Genomic DNA, 17,210 nt, shown 5'->3' with positions numbered 1-17,210 from the left:
AATTAATGCGTTCGGTTCAATATTTTTTCTCTTGTTCCAAACGATACATTAAAACATAGCATGAGATATGTTTGTATCCCATTTTCACATACTTGCTCTATGCAGATTTATTAGAGCTTGATACGAAAATTTCATCAAAATTATGTTCTTGCTCAATTATGATTTGTTGATTTTTCATAAGTTCCAGAACTGCTAAAAATGTTACAACCATTATTTCACGTTCAGCATCAACAAACAAATCGTAAAAGCTTTGGCGACCACCCTTTATTTTTAACTGCTTTAAAATATCAGTCATTCGCTGTTCAATTGGTATTTCTTGACGAGTAATACGTGTTGTTACAGGTTTTTTTGCCTTTTTACGGCGCATTAATTTTTGAAATGCTGCTAGCATATCATATAACGTAACATCAAGAGGTAAGCTTGTCTCCTCTTCTTGTTGCAACGATGTAAAGTCAATTGGTGGACGTGTATATAGCTGTGCTCTTTCTTGTTCTCTTTCTTTTAACTCAGTAGCAACTTGCTTATATTTCTTATATTCAATTAACCTCTCCATCAATTCTTGACGAGGATCATCTATAAAATCATCACCGTTATCAAGTACATCTTCTTCGTGTTTCGGCAACAACATCTTACTTTTAATTTGTAATAACGTTGCAGCCATTACTAAATACTCACTTGCAACATCTAATTGAAGTTCTTTCATCGTATGCACATAAGATAAATATTGCTCTGTAATATCTGCTACAGGAATATTATATATATCAATTTCATAACGATGTATTAAATGTAACAATAGATCTAACGGCCCTTCAAAAGCCTCTACTTTAAAATTATATTGCACAAAGCATCCCACCACATTTTTTCTATAACAACATAAGTATAGAGCATACTCATGTTCTATCCAACCTTTTTAAGAAATTTAATTAAAAATAGACCGATGCCTATGTCATCATGCCCACCACTTCATATGATAACAGTGTAGTAAGAACAATGTAGGAGGTCAAAAAACTATGGGTCACGTTGATTGTGGTTTTAGCGGTGGGTTCGCATTACTTGTTGTACTGTTTATTTTACTAATTATTGTAGGAGCAGCTTGCTTCTGCTAATATGAACAATAACGGCTAGGGGGAAACCTCCTAGTCGTTTATTGTTCATATTTCTATGATACACTTATATGTATAACCGTTAGATAGGAGCGAGAAAACATGTATCCTACCGAATACATACAATTTTTAATTCATTTCCATGGAGATTATGACTATTTTGAATGCCACGAAATACTAGAAGAGTATTGGAAAACAAAACCAAGAGGTAATCGTGATTATTACTTAGTTGGTCTCATTCAAATCGCAGTTTCTTTATACCACCAAAGACGTGCTAATTGGAATGGTTCCACAAAAATGATGAAAAGCGCAATCACAATTTTAGAAAAAAGCGGTGTGCCTTTACAACGTTTAGGAATTAATCAAGTACAACTTCTTTCCTTGCTCAATGAAAGATTGCAATCTATCCATAAAAAAGAACGTTTTTTACCTTTATTTTTACCCTTATCAGATCCATCGTTAGAGAAGCAGTGCATAGAGTTATGTCAAAAACAAAACCTCTCTTGGAAAGACTTGAATGCTATCCCAGGTGAATATATTATAAACAAGCACACTATGCGTGATCGCACAGAGGTCATTACTGAACGAAACGAACAATTACAAAAAAGAAAGCAGAGATAATAAACTACTTATCTCTGCTTTCACGAATGTATATTTTGTTCTAGCCCTTTACATTTTTCGCAAAAACTTGCCGTTTGCTCATTTCCGCAAATTGTAAACTCAAGAAATTTACTCTTTAACTCTTGAACCATCTTCGTCCCAATCCCCACATGACGGTGAGACGGGTTCACACTCAAATGCTGAATTTCTAATACTTGATTCTCTTTTTTTACAATCCCCATTATTCCAACAAAATCTTCATTTTCTTTCCACAAATACAATTGCCAATCATCTTTTGCTTCATATTCTTTCATTGTCAATTGTAATGTTTTCACATCTTTTTCAGTTGGCATAAACGAAAGAAGCCCCATTGCAATTTTTTCATAACTTTTTTTAAAACGAATTAACATAACCCTTATCCCTTCTTACAAAAGTTACAAACTAGTAATCCCCTCAATCACTCTTTTCATATCACATTCATTTTACAATATTTTCAACAGAGTGAGAAGAGTCTAAAACAACTTGATAATCATACAAAGCGAAAAGAAGAAAGTCAAATCTATGTTTCAGCACTATTCCTTTAATAAATAGAGTTAAAAAAAGAAAATTTTATATGGAATGGAAAGAAACATATCATTCAACACCACTTCATTCATAGTTACCCTAAAGCAGCACAATTCTAGCAAAATTAATATAACAAAAAATATCTATTGAAACATATAATGTAATGTATTCTATGTAATTGGTTAAAGGTTTGTTCTCACAAGCAATATATTTTAGCAACAATACTACTTGTATGATGAGCTGTAGAAGAAGTACTCAATCTCATTAAAAATAAAAAAGAGAGCAAAAGCTCTCTTTTTCCTTACCTTATTCTTCCCAAACTTTAACTTCTTTCATTACATCGCCTTGACGCATTTTTAATACTGTTTCAATACCGCTTGTTGCTTTACCAAATACAGTATGAACACCATCTAAATGCGGTTGTGGCTCATGAACGATAAAGAATTGGCTACCGCCTGTGTTACGGCCAGCGTGAGCCATAGAAAGTGATCCTACAAGGTGTCTATGAGGGTTTCCATCAGTTTCACATGGAATAGAGTAACCTGGGCCACCTGCACCTGTACCTGTTGGGTCTCCACCTTGGCTTACGAAGCCAGGAATAACACGGTGGAATGTCACACCATCATAAAATCCTTGCTCTGCTAATTTTTTAAAGTTTTCTACTGTTTTCGGTGCTTCTTCTGGGAAAAATTCCAAGTCGATTTTTTCACCGTTTTCCATTAATATGTATCCTAAAGTTTTCATGCGTATATGTCTCCTTTCAATTATCTCAGCACTATATTACCACATTCATGACTAGAAACAAAAAGAATCCGACAATCTAGATACTTCTTTTTTGAAATGTGGAAAAAGCTAGGTGACAAATAAGAAATATATACTATAATAACTTTGTTGCCCGAAAATTTTAGAAAGAGAAAGGGAGCGATTTTTCGTGAAAACGAAATTATTAGCTCTGCTATTAGCTGTAACGGTATTTATGATGCCAACAGCTTCATTTGCAGACATCATCGAGGGAGAATCAATTGTTACATTAGGAGAGAACTTATCCGAACAACAAAAACAAGATCTGTTAAAAGAAATGAAAGCACCAAAAGATGCTACAATTATCACTGTATCTAATGCGGAAGAACATAAATTTCTAGAAGGCATTGTTCCAAAAGCACAAATTGGTACGAGAGCAATTTCTTCTTCTATGATTACATACACAAAACCAGGATCTGGTCTTATTGTACGATCAAAGAACATTAACTGGGTAACAGATGCAATGTACACTAACGCTTTGATTACAGCAGGTGTAAAAGATGCAGAAATTCAAATTACTGCACCTTTTAAAGTTTCAGGAACTGCAGCTTTAACTGGATTAATGAAAGCATACGAAACTGCGTCCAATAAACAAATTCCTGAAGAAGTTAAAAAAGTAGCGAATGAAGAAATGGTACAAACAGCCCAGCTTGGTGATAAAATTGGTGAAGAAAAAGCAGTTCAACTTGTTGCAAAAATTAAAGAAGAAATTGCAAAAGAACAGCCAAAAACAACAGAAGATTTACGTTCATTAATTAAAAAAATTGCTGATCAACTCGGCATTACATTAACAGATGAACAGTTAGATAACTTAGTATCGTTATTTGATAAAATGAAAAATCTTAATATCGATTGGAATCAAGTTGGTAGTCAATTAAACAAAGCAAAAGAACATGTTTCTGCCTTTTTAGGATCTGAAGAAGGGCAAAGTTTTCTAGATAAAGTGAAAGATTTCTTCTCAAGTATCATTGATTTTGTTAAATCTTTATTCAAGTAAAAAAGAAGCCCGCCAATGACGGGCTTCTTTTTTATACAAGTAACGGTAATTTCATAACAGCCTCTTCAACCGAACGCACTATATGATTTGCTTTCTCCTTTACATATGGATGGGCATGATGAAGAGTAAATGAATGTGGGGTTACTTCAAACATAGAAATATCATTGAAAGAATCTCCAATACAAGCAACTTCATTTGCTTCAATTTGCAAATGATCCATTAGTCGCTTTAGAGCACTCCCCTTACTCACGCCTCTTGGCATAATATCAACATAGCGTTTACCTGATATAAAAACTTCCGCTTCGCCTTGAAACGTATCTCGTAGCTCTTGATCTAACGTCACAATTTTCTCTTCTTCTCCAAAAACAAACAATTTTGCAGGGTGTACAGTCTTACCAAACTCTTCTTCTAACGCTTCAATTTCAGCGATATGCACGCCCATATATGCTTCAAAATTATGGTGATGTTCATTCTTCCTTTTTGTATATCGCTGCTCATTTGCACAAACAATATCCGCTAGTCCTTTTTTATGTATATATCGATATATTTCCTGGGCAACCACATTTTCAAAACTCGATTCATGAAATAAATTTCCATCCGGAAGTAACATTGTCGCTCCATTTAAGCCAGTTGTGTAATATGGGAATGCAAACCTTTTTACAACTTCATCAATTCTGTGTGTAAAGCGGCCAGAGGCAAAACAAATATTTGTCCCTTTCTCAGCTAACCAACACAGCGCACGTTCATCTTCTTTTTGCATATGATTCACATCGTAAACGAGCGTGTCATCTAAATCACTTACAAATAATTTAATCATGTCCTCTTCCCCTTTCATACACAATATCTACTCTAAGTGTACACAAAAAATGTTTGATTTTTGTTAAAAAATAATAAATTTTTTGCTAAAAAAAATAAACGGGTGTATAATCCCGTTTATTTTTGTCTTTTTACATTTTGAGGTCTTACAATACTTGGTCGTACTTTTAAACTAGACATCGTTGGACGGAGTAAAATTTTTGTTAACGCGCCCCAATCAAATGGTAAAAACGGCCATAAATAAGGTGTTTGTAAACTTTTTATAGACGTTAAAAATAAAATTAATATCGTCATACCAATTACAAATCCCATCTCATGGAAGAGACCTGTTAAAATAATAACAAACAATTTCCCAACCTTATTCCCTAATCCTAATTCATAACTCGGTGTTGCATATGCACCAACCATCGAAACTGCTACATACAAAATTACTTCTGGCACAAACAAACCTACATCAATTGCAATTTGACCAATTAATATAGCGGAAATCAACCCTGCTGCAGACGATAACGGCGTTGGAGTATGAATGGCTGCCATCCTTAAAAACTCAAGTCCGACCTCTGCCATTAACACCTGTAATAAAATTGGTAAATGCGTCATCTTAGTCGGTCCAATAAAAGCAAGATTTGCTGGCAAAAGAGTTGGATCAAATACAAACACTAACCAAAATGGTAATAAAAATAACGAGAATATAACACCTAAAAAGCGCACCCAGCGTAAAAATGTACCGACAGCTGGATTTTGTCTAAACTCTTCCGCGTGCTGTAAATGATGAAAATATGTTGTCGGTGTAATCATAGCACTTGGCGATGTGTCAACAAGTACTAACACATGTCCTTCTAGTAGATGATTTGCTGCTACATCTGGCCTTTCTGTATATCGAATGAGTGGGAATGGGTTATAGCTTTGCTTTACAACAAATTCTTCTACTGTTTTATCCGCCATCGTAATTCCATCTACATCGATGTTATTTAATTCTTGTTTTATAATCTTTACTAAATCTGGATTTGCAACATCTTGAACGTATGTAATACAAATATCCGTTTGCGATCTATCTCCTACTCGAACCATTTCATTTCGAAGACGTGGATCTCGAATTCTCCTACGAATTAACGCTGTATTTACAACGATATTTTCAACAAATCCATCCCTCGCACCTCGTACTACCTTTTCGGTATCTGGTTCTGTCGGTGTTCGCCCTGGATAACTACGAACATCGATCGCGAACGCTTCCGTTTCACCTTCCACAAATATCACGATGAGTCCTGATAATACTTGGAGCATTACCTCATCCATCGTTTTCACTTTACTTACTTGTTGATGGATTAAGCGATTCTCTAAAAGCTTCACTGTATCTTCTTCTACATCCCTTATCTCATTTGTATCCACCGCTTCTTCTAAAATAGGGATAATATAATTTGTATCACAAAGTCCGTTTACAAATAACACACCAATTTCTTTATTCAAAATTTGAAATTTACGAATGCCAACATCGTATGTAACGCCTAGTCCAACTGTCTGCTTTAAATAATTTTCATTGTCACTTATGAAAGTTGATATAGGGATATCCACTTTTTTAGGCTTCGTCATAAAAACCACTCCTTTCCAAAATTAATTGAATTGCTTTCTTTGTAATAGGTGACCCTCTCTCCCATTCATCATTTCCGCACATTTTACCAATATCACCAACTCCAACAATGACAGGAACATTTAAATCGTCTAAACAATATATTGTATCTCCACTAATCCTGCCAATTTCACCATCTGGAAGTCCAAATTTATCAACACCATATTCGGTTAAATTCCCGTTCCGATCTACACTTACATCTACACGTGCCCATTCCCAATGATGCGTATTAGACGCCACTGCTAAAATACCGAGCACATCAATTTGTTTATGGGTAGCCACATATTTTAATGCCTTTTCACCAGATCCTTCTCCAATAAATCCACTGTCATCAAACATGACAAATACAGGGTCATATGGCGTTTGCATAATAAGCTCAACAACTTTTTTCCCTGTCAATTTGGTTGGATTACTTTGTGATGCTGAAATACACCTTCCCCCAAATTCCTTCGTTAAAAGCTCAATTGTCCGCTTTGCATATTCATCTCCATCTGTGACCAAAACAACCCTTCGTCTCATTTGATTTATCCTTTCGGTTTACATATAAGTGCTATAAAAAATGAAAACAATATCGCTGCGGAAATGCCCGCAGACGTTAAACTAAACATGCCAATACCAATTCCTAAATATCCATGTTTTTCTGCTGCATGCATTGCTCCGTGCAATAGTGAATGTCCAAAACTTGTAATAGGGACTGTCGCTCCAGCACCTGCAAATTTTATTAGTTTATCGTACAATCCAAATCCATCTAAAATTGCTCCGATGACTACAAAAGTTGCCATTAAATGAGCTGGTGTTAACTTTACGAAATCTAACAATAGTTGCCCAATTAAACAAATAGCTCCACCTACAAGAAATGCATATATAAAATCCACAATTCACTCTCCTTTAACTCTCTCAAATACGACACCATGTGCAATTGTTGGAATCGTTTCCTTCTGTTGCATCATCATCGGGCTTAATAATGCACCAGTCGCAACGACAAAAATTCGTTGTAAATTCCCTTTTTGCATCTCGTGTAATAAATGGCCATACGTAACAACTGCTGAACAAGCGCAACCACTACCACCTGCAAACACTTCTTCTTGACTTGATTCATAAATCATCAATCCACAATCATTGTATATATGCCCAAGATCATAACCTTCCTCAAGTAAAAGTTGTTTCGCAATCGGCGTCCCAACAGCTGATAAATCACCCGTAACAATCAAATCATAATCATCGGCACTTCTTCTTAAATCTTCAAAATGTTGTTGAATTGTATGAGCTGCTGCTGGAGCCATCGCTGCCCCCATATCCAAAGGATTTGTAATTCCTAAATCTTGCACTTTTCCGATTGTAGCTGACGTAATTTTAATTGCACTTTTTTCATTGCTAATTAATATAGATCCTGCACCAGTCACAGTTGAATTTGCTGTCCCTGGTTTTTGCCCACCGTACTCTGTTGGATAGCGAAATTGTCTTTCAGCCGTTGCATTATGACTGCTTACTGTAGCTAAGACACGATTTGCAAATCCACCGTCTATAAAAGCTGAGCCAACTGCTAAAGTCTCCATAGACGTTGCACAAGCGCTAAACATTCCTAAAAAAGGAATGCCCCACTTACGCGCAACATAATTTGCTGTCACTGTTTGATTTAATAAATCTCCCGCTAAAAAGAAATCAATTTGCGATGTTTTTATATTCCCTTTTTGCACTGCTTGTTGAATTGAGTCTGACATTAATCTTCGTTCGGCGAGCTCCCAATTTTCTTCTCCACAATGCAAGTCATCATATGAAATATCAAATTTTTTCCCAAGAGGGCCCTCAGCTTCTTTCGGACCGACAGCAGTACCCGTTGCATTCACATATATATCATTTTGAAATACCCACGTTTGTTTTCCGGTCAACCTCATACTAGCCCCTCCTTTAAGACATAAAAATTTTAAAGGTATACCTTATTAACCCAATGATATATGCACCAACAACCCCAAATACAATCACACTTCCTGCCAGTTTAAACATATTTGTAGCAATCCCTAGAACAACCCCTTCGCTCTTATGTTCTAAGGCAGCGCTCGCCATAGAATTTGCAAATCCTGTTACCGGTACCGCTGATCCTGCTCCAGCAAATTGACCGATTTTATCATATACACCACACCCTGTTAAAATCGCGGATAATAAAACAAGGGTTGCAACAGTTGGGTTTCCTGCCTCTTGTTCACTGAAGTGAAAATAATGTATATAAAATTTCATCAATACTTCTCCAACTGTGCAAATGAGTCCACCTACAAGAAATGCTTTGATACAATTTAGTAAATAGTTTGGCTTTGGATGATACTCCTTCACTTTATTTATGTAATCATCCTTCAATTTCTGACTTGTCATTTATATACTGCCTCCTACTTTACGAAATAAATCCAGTGAAACAACGATCCTATTACTTTCCCAAGTACAAGAGCAACGAGTAAAACAATAATCTTCCCCTCTACCCCTACTCGTTTCGCTAAAATAGGTAGAACATTTAACACCTCTGTTAATGCCGCAGCAAGCATTCCAATGAACGTGCCACAAAATATCCCTAATATAACGAGCCAATATTGCGACGTTTGAAATGTAATGTTTTTCAAACTGCACCAAGCCCCTGTTAAAGTACCTGCAATGACTGCCCACTCAAAATATTGAATATGCTTTCCACTTCTCGTTAATTGGGCTAAACGGGGGATTATACCAAGTACAGCTAAAAATGCGACATATCCGCTACCTACCGCAATCCCTCCAGCTAAACCAATTAAAATAACAAATCCAGACTCAATCATCGGTAAGTTGTTTCATATTATCCTTGTTTTCATTAACGATTACATACTGATCAAGTGACTGTTGGTATTGAAACATCTCAACTTCTAGCGGACTTGGCTCTTCATTAATTCGCTTTTGAAATACATGATTAAAGAATAAAACCATCCCTAAACCAAGACCTAAAGAATAAGGAATTTGAAATAAAAGTGGTTGCGCATTAAATTCTCCAGTAATCATGTAATATAACCGTTGATGTACTTGTTGCATACTTACATCTTCATGGAAATAAATGATCGCAAGGGCCGCTCCAATGAAAAGTAATAGCCATACAAGCCCGAAAAAAATTGGGTGTGTCTTCTTTTTTTCGTATATAATTTCAACAAGAGTTTGTCCAGAACCGAGTAAATTAATTTGTAGATGAGATGCTTTCTGTTGAATAATCTCAATTACTTTCATAACATCAATTACAACATGCGTCTTATCATGCGCTGTTATTTTGTAAACTATCTCATTTTGTAACAACTCAACTACGGAAGAATCTCCGGCAAGTTGAGCAACATCGCCCAGCTTTACTTCATAAGTAGGAGAAACTTTTAAACGATTGCGCATTTTAATATAAATCGTTTGTTCCAACTTTCATTCACCCCTTCACTCTTCCTCGTAGTTGTAGTATGGTTATTGAATTTTTTTCTAATACAATTTTTTCATAAAAAAACATCTGCACCATTTCGGTACAGATGTTTTTTACTTATGCCTTTTTCTTAAATAAGTTTGCAATACTTAATGCAAGCCCTCCCCAAATGACTACTATTCCAATAACCATCATCATAATTGCTGATCCACTCATTATGAAACACCTCGATCTTTCCATTCTTTTTCAAGCTTGGCAGAATCCGAATGTATTTGTGCATTCCATTTCTTTAGACTAATAATTAGCGCAACGATAAGGAAGGCTGCTGCTATCGACCAACCATACGTTACAACAAACTCAGTCGGATAATCTCCATAATTCTTTTTAATGTTTTGGATTGTACCATCAATTAGCATATACCCTAACATAAGCGGAGTAATAACGAGTAAACTTACTCTCCAAAACGTTCCTAATTTAATATCAGATACAAAGTTTGCATGATTTTGATAAACTGGTAAACGACGTAAAATGAGCCCTATCGTCACTACTTCCGCAAGTGCAATTGTAATTAATCCGAAATTATTAGCGAAATAGTCGACAACATCTAAGAACATAAGCCCACCACGTGTTGCAAATACAAGAGAAACTAACACGAGAAGGGTTCCCATAATTCCAATGGTTTTTTCCCGACTCAAACTGAATTTTTCAGATACAGCGGCAAAACATACTTCCGCGAGTGAAATAAGTGATGTGATTCCAGCAACCGTTAACGATAAGAAAAATAATACACCAAACAACGGTGACATCGGCAATTCATTAATAATTTGCGGAAATACTACGAACGCAAGCCCAACGCCAGCACTTGCTACTTTATCAACCGGTACTCCCATATTATTCGCCATAAATCCAAGAGCTGCAAAGACCCCAATACCTGCTAATAATTCAAATCCTGAGTTGGCAAATCCAGTAATAAAGGCATTATTTGTTGTATCCGAGTTTTTCGGTAAATAACTAGAATACGTAATCATAATTCCAAATGCTAAAGATAGACTAAAGAATATTTGACCATAAGCAGCAAGCCATACTTTCCCATCAAAAATACGACTCCAATCTGGTTTAAAGAATGCATCTAGTCCTTGCATAGCACCTTCCATCGTCACTGCACGAACGACGATAATAAGGAACATAACAACTAATAAAGGAATAAATATACGGTTAACAACTTCTATTCCTTTTTTAACTCCTTTAAATGCAACGCCAAGCACAATAATCCAAACGAGAGCTAATGGAATTAATACTTCCGGTACAAGTCCTCCAAATTGCCCTGGCTTATCTGCAACATGTAAGTACTCTTTAAATAAAAATGATTGCGTGTCTTTTCCCCATGCTCCAGTAATTGCAAAGTATGTATACGATATAGACCAAGCAATAATCACTGCATAATATGTTGAAACGATAAATGTTACGCACATTTGCCACCATCCAATAAATTCGGCACGCGGGCTAATACGGAAAAATGTAAGTGGTGCTGAACCACGATGACGATGACCAAGGGCAAACTCAAACGCTAACAATGAAATACCAGTCGTTAATAATGCAAATAAGTACGGTAAAAAGAATGCTCCTCCTCCATTTTCATACGCTGTATAAGGAAAACGCCATATGTTTCCTAATCCAACGGCAGATCCGACCGCTGCAAAAATAAATCCAGCTCTCGTTCCCCATTGTTGCCTCGTTTCCATGTTTCCTTCCCCCTTTATGACAAGTTCATACTTGGATTATATTTTAAATTGACTAAATTATCAATAAATTCTGTTAATTTTTGCGAAAATTAACATCTCTCTCCTATTAACGGCATAAAAAAATCGAATAGACAATTATTCGTCTATTCGATCTTTCATCTGTTTTAATATTTTCTTTTCAAGTCTTGAAACTTGTACTTGCGAAATGCCTATGCGCTCTGCTACTTCTGACTGTGTTTGATCTTTATAGTAACGCAAGTATACAATTAAGCGCTCTCGTTCATCTAGTTCTCTAATCGCTTCTTTTAAAGCAATTTTATCGAACCATTTCGTTTCAGATTGATCTGCAATTTGATCTAAAATAGTGATTGGATCTCCATCGTTTTCATATACAGTTTCATGTATAGACGAAGGGGCCCGGCTCGCTTCTTGTGCTAGAACAACTTCCTCTGGCGTTAGTTCTAGTGCCTCTGCCACTTCATTAATCGTTGGAGCCCTTCCGAATTCTTTCGAAAGCTCATCTCTCATCTTTCGAATTTTGTTTCCTGTTTCTTTTAAAGACCTACTAACTTTCACTGATCCATCATCACGTAAGAAACGTTGTATTTCACCAATAATCATTGGAACTGCATATGTTGAAAATTTCACGTCGAAAGATAAATCAAATTTATCTACCGATTTCAAGAGCCCAATACATCCAATTTGAAATAGGTCGTCTGGTTCGTATCCTCGATTAAGAAACCGCTGTACAACCGACCAAACGAGACGCATATTACTTTGAACGATTGTATCTCTCGCTTGTTGATCTCCATCTTGACTTTTTTGAATTAACGCTTTTAGCTCGTGGTCCTTTAACTGAGGTTTCTTCTTCTCATTTTTGACCTCTATGTCCATAGGCTATTCTCCTTAATTGCATAGAGCGTTACTATTTGATAAGTATTTTGTCAAATGGATTGTTGTCCCGAAAGATTCGTTTGAAATAACTTCTACTTCATCCATAAAATTTTCCATGATAGTAAATCCCATTCCGGAACGCTCTAATTCAGGTTTAGTTGTAAAAAGGGGTTGTCTCGCTTCATCTAAGTTAAAGATTCCAATCCCTTCATCTCGAATCGTGAGTTTCACCATTGCTTCTTCCAAAATTACAGAAATATAAACAATACCTTCTGCATTTCCTTCGTATCCATGAATAATTGCATTTGTAACCGCTTCTGACACAACTGTTTTAATCTCCGTTAATTCTTCCATCGTTGGATCTAGTTGTGCAATGAAAGCCGCTACTGTAACGCGAGCGAACGATTCATTTTGACTTAATGCTGAAAATTGAAGGTTCATTTCATTTCTCATCTATGCCACCCCCAACGTCGCGAGCGCGTGCGCTTCACTTTCTTCTAAGCGAACGATTTTGAATAAGCCCGACATTTCAAATAAACGCTTAACAGGCGGTGAAATTGCACAAACAACCATTTCTCCACCTAATCCCTTTACGTGTTTATATCGGCCTAATATAACACCTAGACCAGAACTATCCATAAAAGATAAGTTCTCTAGGCTCAAAACAATATGATGAACACCATGTGTCTCAATCATATCTGTTACTTTCGTTCGCAACTCTTCAGCCGTATGATGATCTAATTCACCCTCTAGTCTCACACATAGGACGTCACGTTTTACTTCTAATTGCATGGAAAGACTCACACGATTTCCTCCTTATGCTCAAACTTTACTTATTCACATACATAAAGATTTTCGTGATACAAAATAAGAATCCTTCCTGCTGACAAAAGAAGAACTATTTCGTCATAAAGTGAAACCTTTCAGCATTATTCACTTACATACGAATAGAAAAGCGGCAAAATATTTGCCGCTATTTTGATGTTGAAAACATCCCAAAACTTCTTTTAAATAACTCCCACCAGCTCGCTGCAGCAACATCTTCTTTTGCTACAATTGTTTGTTTTAATAAAACATCTTTATCTTTTTTAATAACAAGTGTACCAAGCGCGTCACCTTTTTTAATCGGTGCTTTTACTTTCTTTTCAGCAATTACTTCTTGTTTTACCTTGTCCATATTCTCGCCCTTCTTCATAAGAAGAGAAACATTATCTGATGCAACTAAATCTACTTTTTCTTTTTTCCCTTTCCCTACTTGAACTGTCTTAATTTTTTCGCCGCGCGTATACAATTTCTTTGTCATATATTGACCAAATGCGTAGTCAAGAAGCTTCGTCACTTGGTTGTTCCGTTCTTTTGATGTTGGTGCTCCCATGACAACTGAAATGACACGCATGCCATTTTTTTCAGCCGATGCTGTTAAACAATATTTCGCTTCTGTCGTAAAACCTGTTTTTACTCCATCTACGCCAGGATAAAAACGTACTAGCTTATTCGTATTAACGAGCCAAAACTTTTTATCCGTATCTTCACGTAAATAATCTTCGTACTTACCTGTGTATTTACGAATAAGTGGATACTTCATCAATTCTCTCGCCATTATAGCCATATCATTTGCTGTCGAATAATGGTCTTTGGCCGGAAGACCTGTTGGGTTTTGAAAATGTGTATTTTTCAGCCCTAGATCTTTCGCCTTTTTGTTCATCATATTTACAAATCCTTCTTCTGAACCTGCGATATGCTCGGCTACTGCAACAGATGCGTCATTTCCAGATGCAATTGCAATACCCTTTAACATCTCGTTTACAGTCATCTCTTCCCCAGGTTCTAAAAAGATTTGCGATCCACCCATTGAAGCTGCATGTTCGCTCGCTCTAACTTTATCGGTCAGTTTTAGTTTTCCTTTTTCAACTTGTTCCATAATTAAAAGCATTGTCATAATCTTTGTCATACTAGCAGGTGGTAATTTTTCATTTGGGTTTTTATCAAATAAAACTTTACCTGTATCTTGCTCAATTACGATTGCTGACGACGCTTGTTCCGCTAACTTCGGTGTTGTTTCTTCTGTTTTCTCCTGCTTCGTTTTCTCAGATTGTGCGAAACTCACTGAAGTTCCAGAAAGCAATAACATGAAACAAACAAGTATTCCAAAAACTCGCTTCATGACTAACCCTCCATTCTATATCAGACCTATTTTTTCCAATTTACCTTTTTTTAATACCAAATTTTTCTAACATTTTCAGTTGACAAATACATTCGTCCCCTATATTGTATTAAGTGTATTACACACAGTAGTACACTTAATACATATGAGGAAGGAGACATTGCTCTTGCATATTCAACTTGACCCAAGAAGCAACACTCCGATATGGGAACAAATTGTTCAAAATATAAAAGAACTCGTATTGAAAAACATGTTGGCTCCAAGTGATAAACTTCCTTCTGTACGCGAACTCGCTTCTTTACTCGTTATAAATCCAAATACAGTGAGTAAAGCGTATCAAGAGTTAGAGCGACAAGGAATTATTGAAACGTTACGAGGAAAAGGAACATTTGTATCCCAATCGATTACCCCAACATTAGACGAAAGGAAAATCGCTATGGTTGAAAAGCAATTTCATCAATTACTATTAGAAGCCTCTTATCTTGGTATTACGAAAGATAAAATTCATGATTGGATAGATTCATACTATAAAGAGATTGGAGGGAATACGGATGTTGAAAGTGACAAACTTGAAGAAAACAATTGATAATCAAACAATTTTAGACGATGTTTCTTTCACATTGCAAAGAGGGAGTATCATCGGATTACTCGGAAGAAACGGTGCGGGGAAAACAACTTTATTGCGAACGATGGTCGGTATTTTAGACCCAGACGAGGGAACTGTTACATATGAAGATACAAACATTCATCAGTTTCCTGAAATAAAGCAAAAAATTGTATATGTTCCTGATTCTACTAATATACTGAACGGCTATACGATAAAAGAAATCGTAAAGTTTTATAAAGAAGTTTATACCGCATTTGATGAAACACATTTCTATGAACTGTTAGAACGTTTTAACTTACCAAATAAACGAATTCGTAGTTATTCAAAAGGAATGAAAGCACTGCTCGCCATCATTTTAGCCGTTTCTACAAAGGCAGAATATATCATTTTAGATGAACCGACAAATGGACTTGATCCTATCGTGAAAAGGAAAATTTTACAGTTTCTCGTTGGAGAAGTTGCAGAAAAAGAGATTACCATTTTCATCTCCACCCACCATTTAGATGAAGTAGAACAAATTGCAGATACAATTATTATATTAAAAGGCCATACTATCTCGTCTATTACATCACTAGACGATGCAAAATCACGATTTGCTAAAATACAAGTTGCTTATGAACGTTCATTACCTCAAAAACTAGAAAACTTAAGCAATATTAAAATATTAAATCAAACAGGAAAAGTATATACAATCTTAATCGAAGGAAATGTGGCTACAACACTGGAGAAGTTTTACAAAGAGCAACCTATACTTATTGAAGAATTAACAATGTCACTTGAAGATGTCTTCGTTACGACACTGGAGGAGGATGGGTATGTTTCATAAAGCGTTGTGGATGTGGAATTGGAAGCGCGGGAAATATGCTGTGTTACTATTCTTCTTTAGTTCGCTTTACTTGTTACCTTTTGGCTACTATAGAAGTGCTCAGCAACAACTTGATGTGTATTACGAATTACAAGAAAAGGGGAAACAGTATTATTATTTTTATGCCTTTTCTTCAGGAGAAGGTAATAGTTTTTGGTTAACTGTTCTTATCATTGCTTTAGCCTGCTTATTAATAGGATGGGAACGTAGCAACCAATCGAATACACTACTTATGACAATGCCATTTAAAAGAAAACATGTTTTCTTATCTAAATGGGCTTTCGGTTCTTTCTGTATTGTGAGCTCGTTACTTATAAATTGGATCCTTATGTATGTTATTTATAGAACAACCTTTCATTTTGATTATCAATCATTTAGTCCTTTTCATCGATACTTTCTTTATGCAATTGTTTCTTATGTTGCAGTCTATACAGCTGCACTATGCATCGGTACTTTTACTGGAAGCGTTGTTTCGCAGGTTGTTTTTTGTGTTCCGTGGTTACTAATGGGGCTTACATTTATTCCACTAGTGTACACTTTTACGATAAACCATTTAGAGGCTACCAATACTAAAAATAATAAATTAGATCAACAACTTTATGAAATCAATAAAAAAACAAATATAGTTGCACCAATATATAACTTCACGATTTATTACCAATATAATCCTGAATCACGTAAAAAAGAAAATGACTCAACTATTTTAAGAAATCCAGCATCTTATCACTATTATTCAGCTAAATCGATGTTAGTCCCTATTTTTTATACAATAGTTTACTTACTACTTGGAACATATTTATATAAACGATCGCCAAATGAAAACAGTCAAAAGATATTTATTTTCCAACAGCATTTACGAATATGTATATGGGGGACAACCATTTACTTTGCATTACTAGGTGGCTATAAAATCAATCAATTTTTTTTCTTACCTAACTACTATATCAGTTTGTTTCTCGCTGGAATCATTACTTATGTTATATTATCACGCTTAACAAATTATAAAGTTTTTTAAAGGAGA

Annotated in this window: 23 protein-coding genes; 6 read left to right on the top strand and 17 right to left on the bottom strand. The window is 35.7% G+C overall.

Annotated elements, in window-relative coordinates:
* Window positions 1–97: 97 nt before the first annotated feature.
* The gene (gene scpA / locus ES895_RS03665) at window positions 98–841 is read right to left on the bottom strand and encodes a segregation/condensation protein A (protein ID WP_001199752.1); all 744 of its coding nucleotides are present in this window, start codon (window positions 839–841) and stop codon (window positions 98–100) included.
* A 169-nt stretch (window positions 842–1,010) separates the two neighbouring features.
* On the opposite strand from scpA, the gene ES895_RS03660 reads away from it, so the two are divergent.
* Both ES895_RS03660 and ES895_RS03655 read left to right on the top strand, forming a co-directional pair.
* Window positions 1,011–1,106, top strand: a complete 96-nt coding sequence (locus tag ES895_RS03660) for a YjcZ family sporulation protein (RefSeq protein ID WP_000510194.1) — start codon at window positions 1,011–1,013, stop codon at window positions 1,104–1,106.
* A 99-nt stretch (window positions 1,107–1,205) separates the two neighbouring features.
* Window positions 1,206–1,724, top strand: a complete 519-nt coding sequence (locus ES895_RS03655) for a DUF309 domain-containing protein (RefSeq protein ID WP_000283606.1) — start codon at window positions 1,206–1,208, stop codon at window positions 1,722–1,724.
* Between the two features lie 20 nt (window positions 1,725–1,744).
* Here the strand turns inward: ES895_RS03655 and ribT are convergent, their stop codons facing one another.
* Window positions 1,745–2,113, bottom strand: coding sequence for a GNAT family N-acetyltransferase RibT (ribT, locus tag ES895_RS03650; protein WP_000908401.1), 369 nt, complete (start codon window positions 2,111–2,113; stop codon window positions 1,745–1,747).
* Window positions 2,114–2,573: 460 nt separating this feature from the next.
* Window positions 2,574–3,011 (bottom strand): peptidylprolyl isomerase, encoded by a 438-nt coding sequence (locus tag ES895_RS03645; protein WP_000853782.1) that lies wholly within the window; start codon window positions 3,009–3,011, stop codon window positions 2,574–2,576.
* A 187-nt stretch (window positions 3,012–3,198) separates the two neighbouring features.
* On the opposite strand from ES895_RS03645, the gene ES895_RS03640 reads away from it, so the two are divergent.
* Window positions 3,199–4,065, top strand: a complete 867-nt coding sequence (locus ES895_RS03640) for a DUF1002 domain-containing protein (protein WP_000850515.1) — start codon at window positions 3,199–3,201, stop codon at window positions 4,063–4,065.
* A gap of 31 nt (window positions 4,066–4,096) precedes the next feature.
* On the opposite strand, the gene ES895_RS03635 is transcribed toward ES895_RS03640, so the two are convergent.
* The 14 genes from ES895_RS03635 to dacF all read right to left on the bottom strand — a co-directional run bounded on the left by ES895_RS03635 (window position 4,097) and on the right by dacF (window position 14,717).
* Window positions 4,097–4,900, bottom strand: a complete 804-nt coding sequence (locus ES895_RS03635) for a Cof-type HAD-IIB family hydrolase (RefSeq protein WP_001987215.1) — start codon at window positions 4,898–4,900, stop codon at window positions 4,097–4,099.
* 98 nt (window positions 4,901–4,998) lie between these two features.
* Entirely contained in the window at window positions 4,999–6,471 is a 1,473-nt protein-coding gene (gene spoVAF / locus ES895_RS03630; protein ID WP_000165596.1) for a spore germination protein SpoVAF, read from the bottom strand.
* On the bottom strand, window positions 6,458–7,027 hold the full coding sequence (gene spoVAEA, locus ES895_RS03625; RefSeq protein ID WP_001254415.1) for a stage V sporulation protein SpoVABEA: 570 nt from the start codon (window positions 7,025–7,027) through the stop codon (window positions 6,458–6,460). Before spoVAEA ends, spoVAF begins: the two co-directional genes overlap by 14 nt.
* A gap of 5 nt (window positions 7,028–7,032) precedes the next feature.
* Complete coding sequence (spoVAE, locus tag ES895_RS03620) at window positions 7,033–7,383, bottom strand: stage V sporulation protein AE (RefSeq protein ID WP_000345904.1); 351 nt, start codon at window positions 7,381–7,383, stop codon at window positions 7,033–7,035.
* A gap of 3 nt (window positions 7,384–7,386) precedes the next feature.
* On the bottom strand, window positions 7,387–8,403 hold the full coding sequence (spoVAD, locus tag ES895_RS03615; protein ID WP_001241163.1) for a stage V sporulation protein AD: 1,017 nt from the start codon (window positions 8,401–8,403) through the stop codon (window positions 7,387–7,389).
* Window positions 8,404–8,416: 13 nt separating this feature from the next.
* Entirely contained in the window at window positions 8,417–8,875 is a 459-nt protein-coding gene (gene spoVAC / locus ES895_RS03610; protein WP_000203810.1) for a stage V sporulation protein AC, read from the bottom strand.
* A 14-nt stretch (window positions 8,876–8,889) separates the two neighbouring features.
* Entirely contained in the window at window positions 8,890–9,306 is a 417-nt protein-coding gene (gene spoVAB, locus ES895_RS03605) for a stage V sporulation protein SpoVAB (protein WP_000572936.1), read from the bottom strand.
* Window positions 9,299–9,919 carry a stage V sporulation protein AA gene (locus tag ES895_RS03600; protein WP_000438366.1) on the bottom strand — a complete coding sequence of 207 codons (621 nt, stop codon included), beginning with the start codon at window positions 9,917–9,919 and terminating at the stop codon, window positions 9,299–9,301. Before ES895_RS03600 ends, spoVAB begins: the two co-directional genes overlap by 8 nt.
* Window positions 9,920–10,034: 115 nt before the next feature.
* Window positions 10,035–10,133 carry a methionine/alanine import family NSS transporter small subunit gene (locus tag ES895_RS03595; protein WP_000016826.1) on the bottom strand — a complete coding sequence of 33 codons (99 nt, stop codon included), beginning with the start codon at window positions 10,131–10,133 and terminating at the stop codon, window positions 10,035–10,037.
* Window positions 10,133–11,659, bottom strand: a complete 1,527-nt coding sequence (locus ES895_RS03590) for a sodium-dependent transporter (protein WP_000450089.1) — start codon at window positions 11,657–11,659, stop codon at window positions 10,133–10,135. The genes ES895_RS03595 and ES895_RS03590 overlap by 1 nt, the downstream gene beginning before the upstream one ends.
* A 135-nt stretch (window positions 11,660–11,794) precedes the next feature.
* Window positions 11,795–12,553 (bottom strand): RNA polymerase sporulation sigma factor SigF, encoded by a 759-nt coding sequence (gene sigF, locus ES895_RS03585; protein WP_000350729.1) that lies wholly within the window; start codon window positions 12,551–12,553, stop codon window positions 11,795–11,797.
* Window positions 12,554–12,565: 12 nt separating this feature from the next.
* On the bottom strand, window positions 12,566–13,006 hold the full coding sequence (spoIIAB, locus tag ES895_RS03580) for an anti-sigma F factor (protein ID WP_001243398.1): 441 nt from the start codon (window positions 13,004–13,006) through the stop codon (window positions 12,566–12,568).
* The gene (gene spoIIAA, locus ES895_RS03575) at window positions 13,007–13,357 is read right to left on the bottom strand and encodes an anti-sigma F factor antagonist (RefSeq protein WP_000059135.1); all 351 of its coding nucleotides are present in this window, start codon (window positions 13,355–13,357) and stop codon (window positions 13,007–13,009) included. It abuts the gene before it with no gap.
* A 169-nt stretch (window positions 13,358–13,526) separates the two neighbouring features.
* Window positions 13,527–14,717, bottom strand: coding sequence for a serine-type D-Ala-D-Ala carboxypeptidase DacF (dacF, locus tag ES895_RS03570; protein WP_000831998.1), 1,191 nt, complete (start codon window positions 14,715–14,717; stop codon window positions 13,527–13,529).
* A 166-nt stretch (window positions 14,718–14,883) separates the two neighbouring features.
* On the opposite strand from dacF, the gene ES895_RS03560 reads away from it, so the two are divergent.
* From ES895_RS03560 to ES895_RS03550, 3 genes are read left to right on the top strand one after another with little or no spacing between them, the layout of a single operon-like run.
* Window positions 14,884–15,303 carry a GntR family transcriptional regulator gene (locus ES895_RS03560; RefSeq protein ID WP_000548027.1) on the top strand — a complete coding sequence of 140 codons (420 nt, stop codon included), beginning with the start codon at window positions 14,884–14,886 and terminating at the stop codon, window positions 15,301–15,303.
* The gene (locus ES895_RS03555) at window positions 15,269–16,150 is read left to right on the top strand and encodes an ABC transporter ATP-binding protein (protein WP_000922109.1); all 882 of its coding nucleotides are present in this window, start codon (window positions 15,269–15,271) and stop codon (window positions 16,148–16,150) included. Before ES895_RS03560 ends, ES895_RS03555 begins: the two co-directional genes overlap by 35 nt.
* Window positions 16,140–17,204, top strand: a complete 1,065-nt coding sequence (locus ES895_RS03550; protein WP_000468541.1) for an ABC transporter permease — start codon at window positions 16,140–16,142, stop codon at window positions 17,202–17,204. The genes ES895_RS03555 and ES895_RS03550 overlap by 11 nt, the downstream gene beginning before the upstream one ends.
* Window positions 17,205–17,210 lie beyond the last annotated feature (6 nt).

Origin of the sequence: Bacillus sp. 007/AIA-02/001, from assembly GCF_004634455.1 — a bacterium.
Taxonomy (GTDB): Bacteria; Bacillota; Bacilli; order Bacillales; family Bacillaceae_G; genus Bacillus_A; species Bacillus_A cereus.
This window is presented reverse-complemented; position numbering and strand designations above follow the sequence as displayed.